This is a genomic window from Haloarcula sp. H-GB5 (assembly GCF_054850705.1).
Genome location: NZ_JBTWBG010000001.1, coordinates 1,155,706 through 1,168,875, shown reverse-complemented (window position 1 = coordinate 1,168,875; position 13,170 = coordinate 1,155,706). Strand labels below are relative to the sequence as shown.

The following is a 13,170-nucleotide window of genomic DNA, read 5'->3' as shown; positions in this document are numbered from 1 at the left end:
AGCCGTCCTTTTCGTTTCAGCTACTTGGAAATTTATATCCGACCGATCAGACTCTCTCTTCGCCGACCGCTTCAGCGAGCAACTCCGTCACACCGACGATTTCGATGTCGTCCTCGTAGCCGCCGGTCTTGCGCCCGTCTTCGTACATCGTCATGCACATCGGGCAGGCGACGACGAACTTCTCAACGGCCGCACCCGCCTCGGTGTCTTCGAGGGCCTCGCGCAGACGCTCCTCGCTGGGTTTCGACTCCTCTTCGAGGTCCATCCAGAGGCCGCCACCGCCCCCGCCACAGCAGAATGAGTCGTCCCTGTTGCGCGGCATCTCGTGGAGGTCAGCACCGGTCGCGCGGATGAGGTCCCGCGGTGCCTCGAACTCGCCGTTGTACCGCCCGAGGTGGCACGGGTCATGGTACGTGACCGTGTAGTCGAGTTCGGCCCCGGAGAGGCCGAGCGCACCGGCACTGGCGAGGTCGGCGACGACCTGCGTGTAGTGGAACACGTCATCTTCGCCCCACTCGCAGGCCTCGAACTCGGGGTACTCGTTCATGAACGTGTTGTAGGCGTGGGGATCCGTCGTGACGATCGACTCGAACTCACAGTCCAGAATCGCTTCGGCGTTGTCCTCGACGAGCATCTCGTAGAGACCCTCCTCGCCGACGCGGCGCACGTCGTTACCGTCGGTCTGTTCGGCCTCGTAAAGGATGCCGTAATCGACGTCGGCGGCCTCGAAGACGCGCGCCAGCGCGCGTGCTATCTTCTGGTTGCGCTCGTCGTAGCTGGGGTAGTCGCCGACGTACCAGAGGTATTCCACCGATTCGTCACGAGCGTCCGGAACTTCGAAATCGAGGTCGTCGGTCCAGTCCGGCCGGGCGCGCTCGGGGTCGCCGAAGGTGTTGCCGTGCTGGAACACGTTCATCATCGCGTCCTGAACGTGTTCGTCCATCTCGCCGGCCTCGGTGAGCCGGCGGTTCATCTCGGTGAACTGCGTGACGTGTTCGATGTCGACCGGACAGGCGTCCATACAGGCCATACAGGACATGCAGGACTCCATCGTGTGGGCATCGATGACCGAGGTGCCGCCGTCGGCGATGATCGGCACGTCTTCGCCGCCGGCGTCGCGCTCTTCGCGGTAGCGTTTCAGGTCCAGAATGACGTTCCGCGGGTCCAGCGGTCGCCCGGATGCCTTCGCCGGACAGACGGACGAACACCGGCCACACTTAGTGCAGGCGTCGTGGTCGAGCAACTGTTTCCACGAGAAGTCGTCGATCTCGCTGGGGCCGATCTCGTCGGGACTCGCGTCGCTTGGCACGCCGGGTAGTCGCACCCCGGCCTTCTCGTCACGGGCGATAAGGTTGGCAAACGACGAGAGCATGTGGAACGGCTTCGCGTAGGGGATCCAGGCGACGAACCACAGCGCGACGAGCGAGTGGCTCCACCAGACGAAGGGGTACGCGCCCGCCGCCATCTCCGGTGTCATCCCGGCCGTGACGAGTACTTCCTTGACCGACCAGCCGACGAAGCTCACCGTCTCGAAGGAGACATCCCGGACCGTCGAGGTGCCGAGAATCCGAATGCCTTCGGTGAGGTAGCCGCCGACGCCCAGCACGAACAGCGCGCCCAGAAACAGGTCGTCCTCGCGGGAGGTGTGGCGGTCGTGGAGGCGGTCGAGTTTGCGGCCGTAGCGTCGCCACAGCGCGACACCGACGCCGACGACGAACAGCAGCCCCATCGCGTCCATGACAAACGAATAGGAGAGGTAGAACTGGCCGACGAAGAAGGATTCACCGGTCAACGGTCGATAGAGGTCGATGTCGATACCTAGAATCGTCGTTCCGATGAGCAGCGTCAGAAAGCCCCAGACGACAAACGCGTGCATCACGCCAGCGACGGTGTCGCGGTCCAACTGCTTCCGATTTGACAGCGCTAACCGTGCCGCTGCAACCGTCCGCTGGGGCAGTTCGTCCAGGCGCTCGAAAGGGTCCTCGCTGCCCTGGGCATAGCGGGTGACACGGTTGTACACACCGTACAGAAAGACGATGACGGCGAGCGCTGCCAGATAGTAGAACAGCACTTTCCCCACGTCGCCGATACGCCAGAACGTCGGGCGCGTGGTCGTCTGGAGTATAGATGACATACGCTAACACGTGCTGCGTGTCCGCTTAAATCTTGCCACGCCCCGTCGCGGTCTTGCGAGAATTTGGCAACTGTTGAAAGTTTCCTCACGTTACGTTACCCATCCGACAGATATATGCCTCCCGAGAAGTAGTTTTATGTTCGATGGACGAGAAGACCGAAGAACTCCGTGACATCTTCATGGACGTTTCCGACGAGGAGGCTGTGACGGAGTCTCAGGAGGCGTCGAGAGGGTCCCTGGCCGATACTGACGAGACCGGTGTCGCGGACCGACTCGGTGATGTCATCGCGCGGATGCGCGAGCGATACGAGTTCCGGACTGACCTCGACGACGAATCCCTGGTAACAGTGGTCCGACTGTTCTACGAAGGCGGCGACGACGGAACTATCGCAGCCGAAATCGGCGTAGACGGGTCCGACGTGGTTGAGGCGCGACTGGACTTGCATCTCCTCCGCGAGGCGGACACAGAGGCACCGTTTGACCTGCCCGAGTTCCGCCGTCGCGTCGCTGCCGACGACCCGTCGGTCGCCGAACTCGCGGCCGAGTTCGATATCGACGAGTACTGGGCCGCCCACTACCGGCGCGTCGTCGCCGCACAGGACGCCGCCCGCCGTGTCTCCCACCGGTTCCAGAGCGAGTTCGAGGACGTACTGACCGACGCCGGGCTGTCGACACAGCACGCCGCCAGCCTCCGCGACGACGGCCTCGACGAGGCCACCGAGGACATCGATTCGCTTGACTCCGGCGCTGACGTGTCGATGTGACCCTCGGATACCTTTTGTAGTCGTCTCCAGTCGTGGCAGGGGTAGCCAACTGCGCAGTTGTTTCAACGGCTATCGGCGCGCCGAACCTTCTTGTAGTGGAACACGACCACGCAGAGCCATGCCGACCCACACGTTCAGGGAACTGGAAACGGCTGCCTACTGCCCGCGGAAGCTCTACTACCGCCGCCGTGACGGGGCGAGCGAGATTCCCGACGAAATCGAGTCGGTTCGCCGGCTCGCCCGTGAGTACGAGCGCCTGCTGACCGATGATGCCGCCCTGCTGGCAGCCCCCATCGAAGTGGAACCGGACGAGTATCGCGACCGCCTCAGAGGGCTTCGAGAGCGGCTGGCTGACTGGGACGCGCTGGTCGCCCCGACGGCGACCGACGCGTATCTCGAAGGGAAGGACGCCCGCGGGATCGCACACAAGATCGTCGCCGGACAGGACGGTCCCACGCCGTCGCTCGTGTTCGCCGGTCGGCCGCCAGAGGGGGGCGTCTGGGAGCCCCAAACTGTGCGGCTGGTCGCCGCCGCGAAGGCGCTCTCTTGGGAGCGCGAGCGTGACATCGACATCGCCTACGCCGAGTATCCGGCGTACGGCGTCATCCGGCGCATCGACGTGAACACCCGGCGAGCCGGCGTCTACCGCCGGGCAATCAGAACCGCCGACAGCATCGACGGGCCGCCGGGGCGGGTGCGAAACGACGCCAAGTGCAAGCCCTGTGAGTTCAGCGACGACTGCGGGGTGAAAACGCGGTCGCTACGGTCAATGCTACGCTAAGGCGGACAGCCACCCGGACAGTGCCGGGTATCAGTCCCGGTCGTCGAGCCACGACTCGACGGCGTCAGCGCGTGCGCCGCGGCGATGAACCGTCCCGCTGTCGACGTTCACGACCGTCGACCCGGTCCCGCCGTCGGTCTCGCCGGCGTCGAGCACGACAGCAGCACGTTCACGTATCGCGTCGAGGTCGTCGACGGAGCGCGCGCTCGGATTCCCGGAGATGTTAGCGCTCGTTGCGGTGAGCGGCCCGGTTTCGGCGAGCAGTTCGAGCGCGAGGTCGTGGTCGGGGATGCGGACTCCGACGCGGTCCCGGCCAGCGACCAGCACGTCCGGAACCGCGTCGCGGCGCTCCACGACAACGGTGACCGGTCCGGGGAGGAACGCCCGCATGAACGCCAGTTCACGGTCGCTCAGGCGCGTGTATTCGCGGGCGGACTCGACGTCGGGAACGGCCATCGACACCGGTTTATCGCGCTCGCGGCCCTTCGCCTCGAACACCCGTTCGACGGCAGCAGCGTCGAGCGCGTCCGCGCCGAGGCCGTACACCGTCTCCGTGGGATAGACGACAAGCTCTCCGTCGCGGACTGCTGTCGCGGCGTCGTCGACTGTCGTCATCGTCAGAGCTGGGCTTCGACTTCGTCGTAGTCCGGGAAGTCGGGCCACTCCTGGGCCACCCACGCGTACTCGATGGTCCGGTCGCTATCGAGGACGAACACCGACGGCCGCGGCTCCTCGATTCCGGTCATCCCGTCGAGGTCCATGTCGATGTCGTACTGCTGTGCGACGCCGTTAGCGGGGTCCGAGAACAGCCGGTAGTCCCCCTCGATTTCCCGCTCTTCGAGCAACTGCTTGTGTTCGTACGGCGTCGAGATTGAAACGCCCACGACAGTGGCCTGCTCGTGCCACGCGCGGTTGCGGATCTCGTTCCAGATGTACGTCGCCGGGAACGCGCCGTCCATCGCGTGGAACACGAGGACGACACGGTCGCTGTCGGCACACAGCGACGCGAGCGATTCGTCCTCCCAGAACTCGTCGTTGACGAGCGGGCGGGTGAAATCCGGCGCAGTGTCGCCTTCTTCGGGGTGCTCGACCGGGTCGAGATCGACGATATCGAAGTCGAGGTCCATCAGGCCACACCCCCCGCGGTCTCCTCGCCCTCGCCGTAGGTCCGTTCCAGATACGCGACGATGTTCGCGCTCTCGGACATCGTGACGCCGGTGTTCTCGTCGACGATGGCCGGGACGGTCCGCTTGCCGGACAGTCGCTTGACTACATCGCGGTCGGCGTGCATGGGCTCGACGAACCGCGACTGGTAGTCGAGACCGTATTCGTGCAGCTTCCGGACGACGCGCTCACAGAACGGACACGCCTGCAGCCGATACAGCGTGATGTCGGACTCGCTCATACTCTATGCGGCGATACGCGTGAAAGCCGGGTAAGGGCTTCGCTGGCAACCCCTCCATGACAAGCCTTAATCCTCGCCCATTACAATTTCGACCGTTGATGGCCCTGGATCCACCTGCGCCGCTTGAGCGGTCTACAGCGATGCTGCAGGGCGTCGAAATCGTCGGCGTCCCAATACCAAAAGACGCGGTGCTCGTCGCTGGTATTGTCACGCTCGTCGCACTGGTTGTCCTCTCAGCGTTCTTCTCGTCCTCCGAAATTGCGATGTTCTCGCTGCCTGCACACCGGACGGAGGCGCTCGTCGAGGACGCCGTCCCGGGCGCGAAGACGCTCAAACAACTCAAATCAGACCCCCACCGCCTGCTTGTGACGATTCTCGTCGGCAACAACCTCGTCAACATCGCGATGTCGTCCATCGCTACTGGACTCCTTGCGATGTACGTTGAGAGCCAGGGGCTGGCTGTCGCTATCGCGACGTTCGGGGTCACTGCCATCGTGCTGCTGTTCGGCGAGAGCGCGCCAAAGAGCTACGCGGTGGAGAACACCGAGTCGTGGGCGCTGCGCATCTCCAAGCCGCTCAAGGCTGCCGAGAGGGTGTTGCTCCCGCTTATTCTGCTGTTTGATTACCTCACTCGCGTCGTCAACAAGATCACCGGCGGCCGTTCCGCCATCGAGACCTCATATGTCACCCGCGAGGAGATACAGGACATTATCGAGACAGGTGAGCGCGAGGGTGTCCTCGACGAGGACGAACGCGAGATGCTCCAGCGCACGCTCCGGTTCAACGACACCATCGCCAAGGAAGTGATGACGCCGCGGCTGGACATGACCGCCGTCGCCAAGGAATCATCCGTCGAGGAAGCCCTTGAGACGTGTATCCAGAGCGGTCACGCCCGTATTCCGGTCTACGAGGGAAGTCTGGACAACGTCATCGGCGTCATCCACATCCGCGACCTCGTTCGGGACCTCAACTACGGCGAGGCGCTGGCCCGCGATATGGAGCTTGAGGACCTCATTGAGCCGACCCTGCACGTCCCCGAGTCGAAGAACGTTGACGACTTGCTGACCGAGATGCGGGCCGAACGCCTGCACATGGTCATCGTCATCGACGAGTTCGGGACCACCGAGGGGCTGGTGACGATGGAGGACCTGACCGAGGAGATCGTCGGCGAGATACTCGAAGGCGAGGAGGAAGAGCCGATCGAGTACGTCGACGACGACACGGTCACGGTCAAAGGCGAGGTCAACATCGAGGAGGTCAACGAGGCGCTGGATCTGGACCTGCCCGAAGGCGAGGAGTTCGAGACCATCGCCGGCTTCATCTTCAACCGCGCCGGCCGGCTGGTTGAGGAAGGTGAGACCATCACCTACGACGGCGTCGAGATCCGCGTCGAACAGGTCGAGAACACCCGTATCATGAAAGCTCGCGTCGTCCGCCTCGAAACCGGCGAAACGGAACCGGTCGATGCGGAAGAAGCCTCGGACTGAGTACTCGCGGGAGCAGTTGTTTTAGGTCGGTCGCTGTCGACAGGGATGACATGGGTTATCACCACCTCGCGGTCGACGACATCGAACCGACACCGGACCGACCGAGTATCCAGCGGTCGATAAGTGACGCAGCCGACCTCAAAAATGCGGCCGTGAACCTTTACGAGGTCGCCCCCGGCGAGGACATTCCGCTCGCGTACCACTATCACGACGACCAGGAAGAACTGTTCTACGTTCTCTCGGGAACGCTGGCTGTCGAGACGCCCGAGAAGACCTACGAGGTCGAGGAAGACGAGGCGTTCGTCGTCGAGCCGGACAGCCCCCAGCGGGCGCACAACCCTGAGCCGGCGACCGAACCAGTGCGGACGCTCGTCGTCGGCGCACCCGCGGTGGATGATGTCCATCCATACGACCCCGAGTGAGCCGAGGGTCGCAGTCGCTCCATCGAACCGCCACAGGAGCGTGACGCCGGACCGCTACTGGAGGGTGATGGCGTAGGTCAGCGCGAACAGGAGTATTGCGCCGGTCGCGACGTTGATCGCCGTGAGTTCCGCTGCGCCGATGACACTCAGCCCCCAGACGATCGTGGCTGCGAATACCGTCGAGAGTACGACGTTCATCGCGATGAGTACCCGCGGGTCGCCCTGTGACCCGCTTGCCCCCTCCTCGAACCCGTTCGCGTCGCTCATGCCCACGAACACGGACGGGACGGCCCTTAGCTCTTTGGCAGTGTTCGGTGGGTTCGACTCGCTCGCCATGGCTGGGCGCGGCCAAGTCGCGCAACTAAACACATTCGGAGCCCAACACAACGTATGAACGTTCCAAATCGTCATGGGGATCCGGTCGACCCGGTCCCGTTTCTCGTCTGCACTGCGATGGCGGTGATGCTGCTGTTTTCGGTCGGCCCGCTATATGGCCTCGCCTACGGGCTTCCCATCTGGGCCGGTCTGATCGTTTCGACAGCCGGGACCGTCGCTGTCGCCGCCGTTTCGTATCACCGACTGGTCTGGACTGCGCCGCCGCCCTCGGTACAGATCGCCCCGGAGCTTCGCTTTCAGCGCCTCATCTACATCGGTGTCGGCTTCGCCGTTTTGCTGGTCGGCATCTCGGCTCCGCTGGCCCTGTGATTTACCACCCCGGTGCGCATGTGGACTGGTATGCGCGAGGTCGAACGCTCTCGGTTCGTGATGGCGCGGCCGCCAGCTGTCCACCGCACGCTCTCGCCGGAAGCGGTCGTCGCGGCGGAAGGGACGTTCACAGTAACGGCCGTCGAAGAGACTGATACGGGAACGCTCGTTACCGCCGCTGGCCCGGGAATGTCTGTCCCGCTTCGTTTCGAATCCCGGGACGATGGGCTCCGGTACACCGCCGAGGGCGAGGTCGGCCCGTTCGACCATCTTGAGACGCAGATTACCGTAACCTCGGAAGAGAACGGGTCCCGGCTCACGATGCGGTCGACCGTCTCGCTGAACCTGCCACTCCCCTTCGCTGACCGCATCGCCGCCTGGAAGCGCGGCAACGAGATAGAGCGAGCGATCGAGGAACTGGCGGCCGACGTACCCGGGGGCTGACCCGGTCGATAGCTCGACCGTTCGGCTGATTCGTCGATGCCCGTGAGACGACTGCGCACAACCACGATACGTTTAGTAGCTGTAATCTAAATATACGATCATGAGCATCCTCGACAGCGTCAAGGAGGCACTCACCTCACAGCCGGAGACGAAGTCCCGCCCCGACGATGGGTCGAAAGGGGCGTACTGGTGTGACGACTGTGGCGTTCGCATCAGAGACGTCGAACTGGAGGGCGAGCCGGTCTGTCCGGACTGTGGCGAGGAGATGCGCTTCGAGCGCGCGGCCGGTCGTGACTGCGCCTGCTAGGGGCTCCGTATCACCGTCTCCTCGCCCTGTTCCGCCGGGAACGGTCCGGTGAGCGACTCGCTGTCCGTCCATTCCCCGTCCGTGACCAGCGCGTCGTCGAGCGCCGTCCGAAGGGATTCCTCGTCGTAGTCGGTTCCGATGAACACCAGTTCCGTCCGTCGGTCGCCGTGTTCGTCGTGCCAGTCGAGCCCCGGCCGGTTCGAGCGGTACATGTCCTGCTCGACTTCGGGGAGACTCGCAATCCAAGGCCCCTGTGCTTCCGCCCGTATCGAGGGGCCGGCCTGCCCGATGACGACCCGTAGCTCTGCACCCGCCAGCCAGACGGTCCCTTTCGAACGAACGACTCCCGACGGCAGACCCCGCAGCACGTCGGCGAGTCGATCGGGGTGGAACGGCTGACGGCGGCGATACGTGAAGGTGGTGACGCCGTACACCTCTTCGGGATGGTGGTGGTGGTCGTCGTGGCCGTGGCCAGTGCCGTCTGTATCGTCCTTGGCATCGTGGTCGTGACTATGCCCACTTTCGGCCAGTGCTCGCTTCCAGCCCGGCAAGTCGTTGATTTCGTTCTGATCGAACAGCGCGCGGTCGAACAGCTGGTCGGGGTCGACCTGTGAGAAGGTCGTTCGGATGGTCTCGGCGTCGGGCTGGAGCGCCCCCACCAGTTCCTCGGCTTCGTCCAGTTCCTCGTCCGTACAGAGGTCCGTCTTGTTCAGCACGACGAGGTTCGAGAGTTCGACCTGTTCGACCATGAGGTCCGACAGCGGGCGGTCGGCGTCGCTGTCTCCATCGGCGTTCGCTTCCACAGTCCCTCGGCGCTCGGGCGTCTCGCCAGCGAACGAGTCGAGAAACAGCCGGGTATCCAGCACCGTCACAAGCGTATCGACGCGATAGAGCGCCGCCACGCGCGATTCGGTTGTGAACAGCCGCGCGACGGGCGCTGGCTCGGAGATGCCAGAGGACTCGACAACGAGCGCGTCGAAGTCACGGTCGTCCGCCAGCCGGACGACTGCGGTTTCGAGGTCGTCCTGCAGTTCACAGCAGATACAGCCGTTCGATAGCTCCGCGACGCCGTCGTCCACGTCGAGTTCGGACCCCTCGGCGATGAGTTCCGCGTCGACGTTGACGGTTCCCATGTCGTTGACGAGGACGGCGATGTCGCGGTCGCCGGCCTCTGTCAACAGGTGATTCAGTAGCGTCGTCTTCCCGGCCCCGAGGCTTCCGGAAAGAATCGTGACGGGAATGGTGTCGCGCATACCTCCCGTTGTGGGCCGGCTCCCTTCAAATCGCGCCTCGTTTCCGGCGCTCAAACACGACCGCTGGCCCATCACCGCGGCTGGGTACTATCGACGGGTAACTGCGACAGCTTTTACTCCATGCCTCTCGCACACATGACCCACGATGGAACTGGCCGACCGAATCGAGCGCTTTCGCCGGACACTGCGGGAGTGGGCCCGCGGACTGTACCATGGTATGATAACGCACCCGGCCTACGAGAAGATCGAGAAGGAGGCCGAAGACATCGAGGACGCGTTCATGCTGGCCTGTTTCCCCGACGCCTTTGGCATCCCGTCGCCGGTGTCGTACTACACCGCCGAACTGCTGCCGTACCTCGAAGACACCTTCGAAGCTTGGGAGCGGCGGCTGTGGGACCGGGGGTCGTACATCGAACGCAAGGGCCAGCAGTACCACTTCTGATGGAGCCGTTCGTCTTCTTCGGCGGCAAGGGCGGTGTCGGCAAGACCACTGTCTCCTGTGCCTACGGCGTCAAATCCGCGCGAGCGGGCCTCGATACGCTCGTCGTCTCGACGGACCCGGCCCACTCCGTCACGGACGTGTTCGACCAGTCGTTCAGCGACGACCCGGAATCCGTCGAGGGCATCGACGGCCTCGATGCGATGGAGATCGACCCCGAAACCGAGACCCAGCGCCACCTCAACGGCATCCGTAACGACCTCTCCGAGCAGGTGTCGGCGGCGATGGTCAACGAAATCAACCAGCAGCTAGAGATGGCCCACCAGACGCCAGGGGCCTACGAGTCGGCGCTGTTCGACCGCTTCGTCGACGTGATGCGCAACGCCGACCCGTACGACCGGGTCGTCTTTGACACCTCGCCGACTGGCAGCACCCTTCGACTGCTCGGCCTGCCGGAGTTCCTCGAAGGATGGATCGACCGACTGATGCACAAACGCGAGAAGAGCATCGACCTCTTCGAGAAGGCCGCTATCGGCAACAACGAACCCCGGCGTGTGATGGACGGCGACCCGGTGCTGGCCCGCCTGCAGGACCGCAAGGAGTTCTTCGAGTTCGCCAGCGGCGCGCTGGAGGCCGACGCCGCCTTCTTCCTCGTGCTCAACCCCGACCAGCTCTCGGTCAACGAGACGCGGCGCGCTATCGCCGAGATGCGGGAGCGCGACCTCTCGGTTCGGGGCCTCGTCGCGAACAAGCTCACGCCCGAACCGGACCCCGACGAGGACGGCCGTGGGGCTCGCTATCTCCGAGACCGCGTCGCCACCGAGAACGAACGGCTACAGGAGGTCCGTGAGACGCTCGACCCGCCGCTAGTCGCGGAAATCACGACCCGCACGGCGGAGGTGAAAGGCGACCTGCTCGACGATGTCGCAGCCGAACTCGACGTCGAGACGGCCGCTGAGGTGCCGACGTTCGTCTGAGCCGGCGGCCAGCCGCTCATGTGTAGGCCGCGCATAACCGATAAGTAATCAGATATTAGATTTTTCGTTGATAGTCGAAGCCGTGTGACCGAGCGTATTCTGACGGACTTAAGATATGTAGGAAATATATAATAACTATTAATAGCTTGATGTTGGTTACCATTCATGCATATACATGACACAGGTAATCTGGATCGTCCTGGCAGTACTGGTGACGTTCAGCGTGGGGTATCTGGGGTATTCGAAGTACCTCGCGCGGTTCCTCGAACTCGACAACGACAACGAGACACCGGCACACAAGTACGAAGACGGGCAAGAATACGTGCCATCGAAGAAACCGGTGTTGCTGGGTCACCACTACTCAAGTATCGCGGGTGGGGCACCGATTGTCGGACCGATTACTGCGGGGGCCATCTGGGGATGGGTTCCCGCACTGCTGTGGATCGCCATCGGCAACCCGCTGATGGGCAGCGTCCACGACTTCGTCTCACTGTCGGGGTCGCTCCGACATGAGGGGAAGTCAATCGGCTACATCGTCGGTGAGTACGTCGGCGAGGGCGGGAAGAACATGCTGCTGTGGTTCGCGTTCCTGACGATTATCCTCGTCGTCGCAGTGTTTGCGCTGGTGGTCGGGATCGTGTTCAACGCCTATCCCGAGGTGGTGACGGCGTCGCTGGTCTACATTGCCCTCGCGCTGGCGTTTGGCGTGTACCTCTACCAGCTCAACGGCCCGTTCATCCTGGGGACAGTCCTGTTCGTTGCAGGCGTTTTCGCCGGCGTCTTCGCCGGGATTCAGTTCCCGATTGCCCTGTTCGAGCCGACGGCCGAACGGACCGCGGAGATGTCCGTCATCGTGTTGCTGGGTGGGAGCGGTTCCTGGGTGCCTGGTGCGGGCGCACTGGGCGGCAACACTGCGGCGTGGATCCCGGTCATCATGGCCTACGCCGCCGTCGCCAGCGCACTCCCGGTGTGGGTGTTGCTCCAGCCACGTGACTACCTTTCGTCGTTCCTGCTGTACACCGGCGTTGGCGGCGCGTTACTCGCTATCATCGTCGGTACCGTCCTCGGAACCTCGACCTCCCCGCTGGTCATCGATAGCTCTATCGGCGCGTTCAATGGGTTCTGGGGTGTCGAAGGTGCGGGCCTGTACCCGCTGTTCCCACTGCTGTTCATTACTATCGCCTGTGGAACGATCAGCGGTTTCCACTCGCTGGTCTCCTCCGGAACGACGGCGAAGCAACTCGATAAGGAGACCGACGCCCGGCTCATCGGCTACGGCGGGATGCTGGGCGAGGGCCTGCTCGCGGCCGTCGCGCTGTCGACGCTCGCAGTCGCCGGCTTCCCCGACCCCGCGGGCGGTATCGGCGCGGCGCTGCCGAACTTCGCGACCGGTGGTGGCATTATCCTGACGAGCCTCGGCCTCCCACAGAGCTTTGGCGCACCGTTCATGGCACTCGTCCTCGTGAGCTTCCTGCTTACGTCTACTGACACGGCTGTCCGACTCGGCCGCTACATGATGGAAGAAATCGTCGGCCTGCCGGCCGGCCAGACGTCGAGCGGGCTCAATGTGGGCGGTGGCATCCGTTCGACGCTGGGTGAAATCGCCCGCGGCCGGTACACGAACCCGATTATCCAGTGTGGCCTCGCGTACGTGATGGTTGTCTCCGGCCAGTGGGTCGTCCTGTGGGCGCTGTTCGGTGGCGCGAACCAGCTACTGGCCGCGCTCGCACTACTGACCGGGACGGTCTGGCTGGCTAACTGGGACAAGAGCAAACAGCTGTACTCCACGGGCGTGCCGATGGCCATCATGGTGGCGATAACCGTGCTCGGCCTCGGCTGGCTCGCGTTCTACCAGAACATCTACCAGACGATTATCGTGGGCGGTGCGAGCGGTGTGCAACTGTTCGCAACGATTATCCAGACGCTTCTGGCACTGACCCTCATCGGCCTCGCTCTGGCGCTGGTCAAGAAGGGATACGACAACATCAGCACCGTCCGCGAGAGCTACGGCGGCGGTGTCGTCGAACCGAGCGACGACTGACAGCGGCTCCT

The 13,170-nt window shown here is 63.6% G+C and carries 16 protein-coding genes; 10 read left to right on the top strand and 6 right to left on the bottom strand.

The features are described 5' to 3' along the window. Nucleotides 1–46: 46 nt before the first annotated feature. Entirely contained in the window at nt 47–2,134 is a 2,088-nt protein-coding gene (locus ACYJ11_RS06135; RefSeq protein ID WP_461647097.1) for a (Fe-S)-binding protein, read from the bottom strand. A 143-nt stretch (nt 2,135–2,277) separates the two neighbouring features. Here ACYJ11_RS06135 and ACYJ11_RS06130 point away from each other — a divergent pair, with 143 nt between their 5' ends. Together ACYJ11_RS06130 and ACYJ11_RS06125 are read left to right on the top strand one after the other, a co-directional pair. Beyond that, nucleotides 2,278–2,898, top strand: a complete 621-nt coding sequence (locus tag ACYJ11_RS06130) for a conditioned medium-induced protein 4 (protein WP_461647096.1) — start codon at nt 2,278–2,280, stop codon at nt 2,896–2,898. A gap of 118 nt (nt 2,899–3,016) precedes the next feature. After that, nucleotides 3,017–3,679 (top strand): CRISPR-associated protein Cas4, encoded by a 663-nt coding sequence (locus ACYJ11_RS06125; RefSeq protein WP_461647095.1) that lies wholly within the window; start codon nt 3,017–3,019, stop codon nt 3,677–3,679. A 30-nt stretch (nt 3,680–3,709) separates the two neighbouring features. On the opposite strand, the gene ACYJ11_RS06120 is transcribed toward ACYJ11_RS06125, so the two are convergent. Genes ACYJ11_RS06120 through ACYJ11_RS06110 form a run of 3 tightly spaced genes read right to left on the bottom strand, consistent with a single transcriptional unit; the run spans nt 3,710 to nt 5,084 of the window. Further along, on the bottom strand, nt 3,710–4,294 hold the full coding sequence (locus tag ACYJ11_RS06120; protein WP_461647094.1) for an L-threonylcarbamoyladenylate synthase: 585 nt from the start codon (nt 4,292–4,294) through the stop codon (nt 3,710–3,712). A 2-nt stretch (nt 4,295–4,296) separates the two neighbouring features. Beyond that, on the bottom strand, nt 4,297–4,806 hold the full coding sequence (locus tag ACYJ11_RS06115; protein WP_461647093.1) for a redoxin domain-containing protein: 510 nt from the start codon (nt 4,804–4,806) through the stop codon (nt 4,297–4,299). Next, nucleotides 4,806–5,084, bottom strand: coding sequence for a glutathione S-transferase N-terminal domain-containing protein (locus ACYJ11_RS06110; RefSeq protein ID WP_129755778.1), 279 nt, complete (start codon nt 5,082–5,084; stop codon nt 4,806–4,808). The genes ACYJ11_RS06115 and ACYJ11_RS06110 overlap by 1 nt, the downstream gene beginning before the upstream one ends. Nucleotides 5,085–5,182: 98 nt before the next feature. On the opposite strand from ACYJ11_RS06110, the gene ACYJ11_RS06105 reads away from it, so the two are divergent. Both ACYJ11_RS06105 and ACYJ11_RS06100 read left to right on the top strand, forming a co-directional pair. Beyond that, on the top strand, nt 5,183–6,571 hold the full coding sequence (locus tag ACYJ11_RS06105; protein ID WP_461647092.1) for a hemolysin family protein: 1,389 nt from the start codon (nt 5,183–5,185) through the stop codon (nt 6,569–6,571). Nucleotides 6,572–6,621: 50 nt separating this feature from the next. Then, on the top strand, nt 6,622–6,993 hold the full coding sequence (locus ACYJ11_RS06100; RefSeq protein ID WP_461647091.1) for a cupin domain-containing protein: 372 nt from the start codon (nt 6,622–6,624) through the stop codon (nt 6,991–6,993). 54 nt (nt 6,994–7,047) lie between these two features. Here the strand turns inward: ACYJ11_RS06100 and ACYJ11_RS06095 are convergent, their stop codons facing one another. Continuing rightward, complete coding sequence (locus tag ACYJ11_RS06095) at nt 7,048–7,260, bottom strand: hypothetical protein (RefSeq protein WP_050037233.1); 213 nt, start codon at nt 7,258–7,260, stop codon at nt 7,048–7,050. A 123-nt stretch (nt 7,261–7,383) separates the two neighbouring features. Here ACYJ11_RS06095 and ACYJ11_RS06090 point away from each other — a divergent pair, with 123 nt between their 5' ends. The 3 genes from ACYJ11_RS06090 to ACYJ11_RS06080 all read left to right on the top strand — a co-directional run bounded on the left by ACYJ11_RS06090 (nt 7,384) and on the right by ACYJ11_RS06080 (nt 8,449). After that, nucleotides 7,384–7,698: a hypothetical protein gene (locus tag ACYJ11_RS06090; protein WP_188975580.1), complete on the top strand. Its 315-nt coding sequence runs from the start codon at nt 7,384–7,386 to the stop codon at nt 7,696–7,698. Nucleotides 7,699–7,728: 30 nt separating this feature from the next. Next, nucleotides 7,729–8,142 carry an SRPBCC family protein gene (locus ACYJ11_RS06085; RefSeq protein WP_461647090.1) on the top strand — a complete coding sequence of 138 codons (414 nt, stop codon included), beginning with the start codon at nt 7,729–7,731 and terminating at the stop codon, nt 8,140–8,142. A gap of 100 nt (nt 8,143–8,242) precedes the next feature. Next, a complete protein-coding gene (locus tag ACYJ11_RS06080) occupies nt 8,243–8,449 on the top strand; it encodes a hypothetical protein (RefSeq protein ID WP_170096672.1) in 207 nt (68 codons plus the stop codon). Here ACYJ11_RS06080 and ACYJ11_RS06075 read toward each other — a convergent pair. Next, entirely contained in the window at nt 8,446–9,702 is a 1,257-nt protein-coding gene (locus tag ACYJ11_RS06075) for a CobW family GTP-binding protein (protein WP_461647089.1), read from the bottom strand. The genes ACYJ11_RS06080 and ACYJ11_RS06075 overlap by 4 nt on opposite strands. 145 nt (nt 9,703–9,847) lie before the next feature. Here ACYJ11_RS06075 and ACYJ11_RS06070 point away from each other — a divergent pair, with 145 nt between their 5' ends. The 3 genes from ACYJ11_RS06070 to ACYJ11_RS06060 all read left to right on the top strand — a co-directional run bounded on the left by ACYJ11_RS06070 (nt 9,848) and on the right by ACYJ11_RS06060 (nt 13,159). Beyond that, nucleotides 9,848–10,144, top strand: a complete 297-nt coding sequence (locus ACYJ11_RS06070; protein ID WP_004959670.1) for a hypothetical protein — start codon at nt 9,848–9,850, stop codon at nt 10,142–10,144. Further along, nucleotides 10,144–11,118 carry an ArsA family ATPase gene (locus ACYJ11_RS06065; RefSeq protein WP_188852415.1) on the top strand — a complete coding sequence of 325 codons (975 nt, stop codon included), beginning with the start codon at nt 10,144–10,146 and terminating at the stop codon, nt 11,116–11,118. Before ACYJ11_RS06070 ends, ACYJ11_RS06065 begins: the two co-directional genes overlap by 1 nt. Nucleotides 11,119–11,293: 175 nt before the next feature. Next, nucleotides 11,294–13,159 carry a carbon starvation CstA family protein gene (locus ACYJ11_RS06060; RefSeq protein WP_461647088.1) on the top strand — a complete coding sequence of 622 codons (1,866 nt, stop codon included), beginning with the start codon at nt 11,294–11,296 and terminating at the stop codon, nt 13,157–13,159. Nucleotides 13,160–13,170 lie beyond the last annotated feature (11 nt).